This is a genomic window from Deinococcus pimensis DSM 21231 (genome assembly GCF_000519345.1).
GTDB classification, from domain to species: Bacteria; Deinococcota; Deinococci; order Deinococcales; family Deinococcaceae; genus Deinococcus_A; species Deinococcus_A pimensis.
This window is the reverse complement of record NZ_KI912664.1, coordinates 25,276-30,020: the sequence shown is the minus strand read 5'-3', so window position 1 is coordinate 30,020 and position 4,745 is coordinate 25,276. Positions and strand designations below refer to the sequence as shown.

Sequence of the window (4,745 nt, the reverse complement as noted above, 5' to 3'; positions counted from 1 at the left end):
GCACACGTTCACCCTGGACGCGGCCGTCCCACCCGCGCGGCCCGTCCTCGTGGTGGGCCGCAGCGAACGCGCGGACGACGCGGGCCGTCCGCTGCCCCTGTTCACGCCCGGCGAGGACGGCGTGCCGAAACCCACCGGGACGCCGCAGGCGATCTCGAAGCGCGGCGTGCCCTACGAGACGGTCACGAAGGTGATCCTGTACGACACGCACGAGCCGTGGTTCCGGGGGGACCCGGAGGTGGCCCTGCAGATCCGCGCGCCCCGGAACGTCCTCTTCTACGACGGCGACTTTCCCGGCGTGAACGACACGCGCGTCGGGTACGCCGTGGATCGCCGCACGTCGCACTGGCTGAAGCAGGCCTTCCTGGCCTACCTGTGGTACGAACGCGACGGCGGCGCGGCCGTGACGGTGGACGTCGGGGTGCCCCTGCGCGGCGCGAAGGCGAACGTGAAGTTCACCCTCCGCGACGGCGACGACCGGCTGGGCGCCGTGGGAGTGCCGCGCGCGTACCGCGGGACCGCCACGAGCTACGACACGGGCGACGTGGCGTTCTGGCGCACCCAGAAACGCTGGCGGTAGGGGACGTCAGCGGGCCTCCCGCAGGTCCGTGACGCGGCGCAGCTTGCCGCCCTCGCTGCGCGGCAGACTGCCGGGCTCGCAGAGCTCGCAGGTGATGGTCACGCCGACGCTGTTCTTCACGAGGCGGACGATCTCGTCGCGCAGCGCGGCCTCACGCTGCTCGCTCTCGACGCGCAGGGTCAGCTCGTCCATCACGCCCGTCCGGGTGAGGACGACGTGGTAGTGCGGGCTGACCTCCCCGAGGTCCACCAGGACGGCCTCCAGCTGGCTGGGGTAGACGTTCACGCCGCGCAGGATGATGAGGTCGTCGCTGCGCCCCCGGATCATGTCCATGCGCCGACTCGTGCGGCCCGTCGTGCTCGGCCCGGGCAGCAGGCGGGTGATGTCGCCCGTCCAGTAGCGCAGGACCGGCATGGCGGTGCGGCTCATGCTGGTGAGGACCAGCACGCCGTACTCCCCGTCGGGCACGCCCAGGCCCGTGTCGGGATCGACGATCTCGGGGTAGAAGTGGTCCTCCCAGAGGTAGCTGCCGCGCTGCTCCGTGACGTCCTCGTTGCTGACGCCGGGCCCGATGATCTCCGAGAGGCCGTAGATGTTCGTGGCCTTCACGCCCAGGCGGGCCTCCACCTCGGCGCGCATCCGCTCGGACCAGGGTTCGGCGCCCAGCACGGCGTACTTCAGGTTCGTGTCGCCGGGCCCGACGCCCTGCCGGGCGAGCGCCTCCGCGAGGACGAGGGCGTAGCTGGGCGTGCAGGCGATCACCTCGGGCTGCAGGTCGCGGATGATGGTGACCTGCCGCTCCGTCCCGCCGCCCGACACGGGAATCGTGGCGAGCCCGAGCCGCTCCGCGCCGCCGTGCAGGCCGAGCCCGCCCGTGAAGAGGCCGTAGCCGTACGCGTTGTGGAAGACCATGCCGGGCCGCGCGCCCGCCGCGTGCAGGGAGCGCGCCACCACCTCGGAGAACACGCCCAGGTCGTTCTCGTCGTACGCGACGACGGTGGGCTTGCCGGTCGTGCCGCTCGACGCGTGCACCCGCCGGATCTCCTCACGCGGGACGCTCACGAGCCCGAAGGGGTAGTGGTCGCGCAGGTCCACCTTGCGGGTGAAGGGGAAGCGGGCGAGGTCGTCCAGGGTGCGCAGGTCGTCCGGGGTGACGCCGACCTCCGCGAACTTCGCGCGGTAGGCGGGCACGCGCTCGTGAAGGCGCGAGGCGGTGGCGCGCAGCCGGTCGAGCTGGAGCGCGCGGAGTTCCGCGAGGGGCATGGCTTCGGCCTGCGGGTTGAACATCCTTGACCTCCCTGGGTCGGGCGAGGGACTGCGGGCGCGGGGCGCTCAGACGCGTTCGATGACCGTGGCGATGCCCTGCCCCACGCCGATGCACATCGTCGCGAGGCCGAACCGACCGCCCGTGCGTTCGAGTTCGTGCAGGAGCGTCGTGACGAGCCGCGAGCCGCTGCTGCCGAGCGGGTGCCCGAGGGCGATGCCGCCGCCGTTCGGGTTGAGACGCGTGTCGGTGGGGTCGACGCCGAGGTCGCGCAGCACCGCGAGGGCCTGCGCGGCGAAGGCCTCGTTGAGCTCCACGACGCTCAGGTCGCTCACCGAGAGCCCGGCGCGTTCCAGCGCCTTGCGGCTCGCGGGGACCGGCCCGATGCCCATCACGCGCGGCGGCACGCCCGCCACGGCGAAGGTGCGGATCACGGCGCGCGGCGTGAGGCCGTGTGCCTCAGCGTACTCGCGGCTCGCGATCACGACGGCGGACGCGCCGTCGTTGAGGCTGCTGCTGTTGCCCGCCGTGACGCTGCCGCCCTGCCGGAAGGCGGGCCTGAGCTTCGCGAGGGCGGCGAGGTCGGTGTCGGCACGCGGACCCTCGTCGCGGGTGACGGTCACGTCCCCCTTCTTTCCGGGCACGGTGACGCTCACGACCTCGCGGTCGAAGTGGCCCGCGTCCCACGCCGCGACGGCCTTGCGGTGCGAGTTCAGCGCGAAGGCGTCCTGCTCCTCGCGGGTGACGCCGTACTCCGCCGCGAGGTTCTCGGCGGTCTCCCCCATCGCCTCCGTGCCGTAGAGGTCCTTCATGCGGGCGTTCACGAAACGCCACCCCAGGGTGGTGTCGTAGATGGTGCCGTTGCCCGTCGGGAAGGCCCGGTCGGGCTTGGGCATCGCGAGGGGCGCGCGGCTCATGCTCTCCACGCCCCCGGCGACGTACACGTGACCCTCGCCCGCGAGGACGCTCTTGGCGGCCATGTTGACCGCGTCGAGGCCGCTGCCGCACAGGCGGTTGACGGTCGCGCCGGGCACCGTGACGGGCAGCCCGGCGAGCAGGGCGCTCATGCGGGCGACGTTGCGGTTGTCCTCGCCCGCCTGGTTGGCGCACCCCAAGTAGACGTCCTCGATGACGTCGTCGGGGACGCCCGCGCGGGTGATGGCCTCGCGCAGCACGAGCGCGGCGAGGTCGTCGGGGCGGACGGCGCTGAGGGCGCCGCCGTACTTCCCGACGGGCGTGCGGACGGCGGACAGGATGACGGCTTCGGGCATGGGGGCTCCTTGGAAGCAGTCAGCTGTCAGCGATCAGCTGTCAGTGTGGCCTGACTGCGCGAGATGGAACGAGAGGCGGGAAAACTGCTTGACTGACGGCTGACGGCTGACGGCTCCTCAGAACCGGTCGCGGCCCGCGAGCACGAGGCGGCGCAGCAGCGGGTGCGGGCGGTAGCGGTCGTCGCCCGTCTCGGCGTGCAGGCCCTCCAGGACGCTGAGCACGCCGCGCAGGCCGATCTGCTCGGCCCACTCCAGCGGTCCGCGCGGGTAGTTCGTGCCGAGCCGCATGGCGGTGTCGATGGTGTCCCGGTCGGCGGTGCCGTCCGCGAGGGCGCTGACGGCCTCGTTCGCGAGCATCGCGACGGTGCGCGCGGCGACGCCGCCGGGCGTCTCCCCCGTCACGGCGACGCGCAGGCCCACGGCGCGCAGCAGCGTGACGGCCTCCTCCGCGAGGCCCGCGCGGGTCTGCAGGGCGGGCGAGACCTCCACGACGGTGGCGTCCGTGACGGGCGCGACGAGCGAGAAGCCCACGACGCGGTCGGGGTGCGGGCTGCACGACGCGACGACGGTGGCGCTCCCGCCGTAGGTGAGCGACAGGACCTTCGCGCGCGGGCGGAGCTCGCACAGGCGTTCCTTCTCGGTGAGGCGTTCGGAGCAGTCGACGATCCAGTCGGCGTCGGCGAGGGCGGCGCGCGGGTAGGCGGCGAGCTTCTCGTCGAGGACCGCGCGCAGCGTTCCGCTGCCGAAGACATGCACGGTCACGTGGGGCCGTTCGGGCGCGGCGGGCTCGGGCGTCTCCTCGCGCGGCCCGGCGTGGTCGTAGAAACCGCGCCCCGTCTTGCGGCCGAGCCGTCCGGCGGTCACGAGGCGTTCCTGGATGGGGTGCGGGCGGTAGCGCGGGTCCTGGAAGGACGCCTCGTAGACGCTCCGCGTGGACGCGAGGTTGACGTCGAGGCCGATGAGGTCCATCAGCTCGAAGGGCCCCATGCGGAAGCCCGCGCCGCGCAGCACGCGGTCCACGCCCGCGTAGTCGAGGACGCGTTCGCCCGCGAGGCGCAGGCCCTCGCCGTAGAAGGGCCGCGCGACGCGGTTCACGACGAAGCCCGGCGTGTCCTGGCACAACACGGGCGTCTTGCCGAGGGCGCGCGCGAGGTCCGTGACGACGCGCACCGCCTCCTCGGAGGTGTCCTCGCCGCGGATGACCTCCACGAGCGGCAGGACCTGCGCGGGGTTGAAGAAGTGCATTCCCACGACGCGCGCGGGGTCGCGCAGCCCGGCGGCGACGGCGCTCACGAGGAGGGTGCTGGTGTTCGTCGCGAGGACCGCGTGCGCGCAGATCCGTTCGAGGTCCGCGAACAGGGCGCGCTTGAGCGCGAGGTTCTCCGGCGCGGCCTCGATGACGACGTCGGCGCCGCCGAGGCCCTCCAGGGTGGTGACGCCGATGAGGTGCATCAGGTAGTCGACGGGCTCGCCGGGGAGGCGTCCGCGCGCGTGGAGCTTCTCGAGGTTGCGGACGATGCCCGCCTGGGCGCGCGCGAGGCTCTCGGGGGACACGTCGTACAGGGCGACGCGGTGCCCGCGCGTGAGCGCGAGCTCGGCGATGCCGGCGCCCATGGTGCCCGCCCCGACG

General features: G+C 73.2%; 4 protein-coding genes. 1 reads left to right on the top strand and 3 read right to left on the bottom strand.

The genetic code is table 11. The features are described 5' to 3' along the window. Positions 1–580: hypothetical protein (locus DEIPI_RS32335; protein WP_045234638.1), on the top strand; the 580-nt coding region annotated here is incomplete at its 5' end. Positions 581–586: 6 nt separating this feature from the next. On the opposite strand, the gene paaK is transcribed toward DEIPI_RS32335, so the two are convergent. The 3 genes from paaK to DEIPI_RS0117725 all read right to left on the bottom strand — a co-directional run. Next, positions 587–1,867: a phenylacetate--CoA ligase PaaK gene (gene paaK / locus DEIPI_RS0117735; protein ID WP_027482646.1), complete on the bottom strand. Its 1,281-nt coding sequence runs from the start codon at positions 1,865–1,867 to the stop codon at positions 587–589. Positions 1,868–1,912: 45 nt separating this feature from the next. Then, the gene (locus DEIPI_RS0117730) at positions 1,913–3,115 is read right to left on the bottom strand and encodes a thiolase family protein (protein ID WP_027482645.1); all 1,203 of its coding nucleotides are present in this window, start codon (positions 3,113–3,115) and stop codon (positions 1,913–1,915) included. A gap of 117 nt (positions 3,116–3,232) precedes the next feature. After that, positions 3,233–4,745 (bottom strand): 3-hydroxyacyl-CoA dehydrogenase (locus tag DEIPI_RS0117725; RefSeq protein ID WP_027482644.1); only part of this gene is annotated, 1,513 nt, incomplete at its 5' end.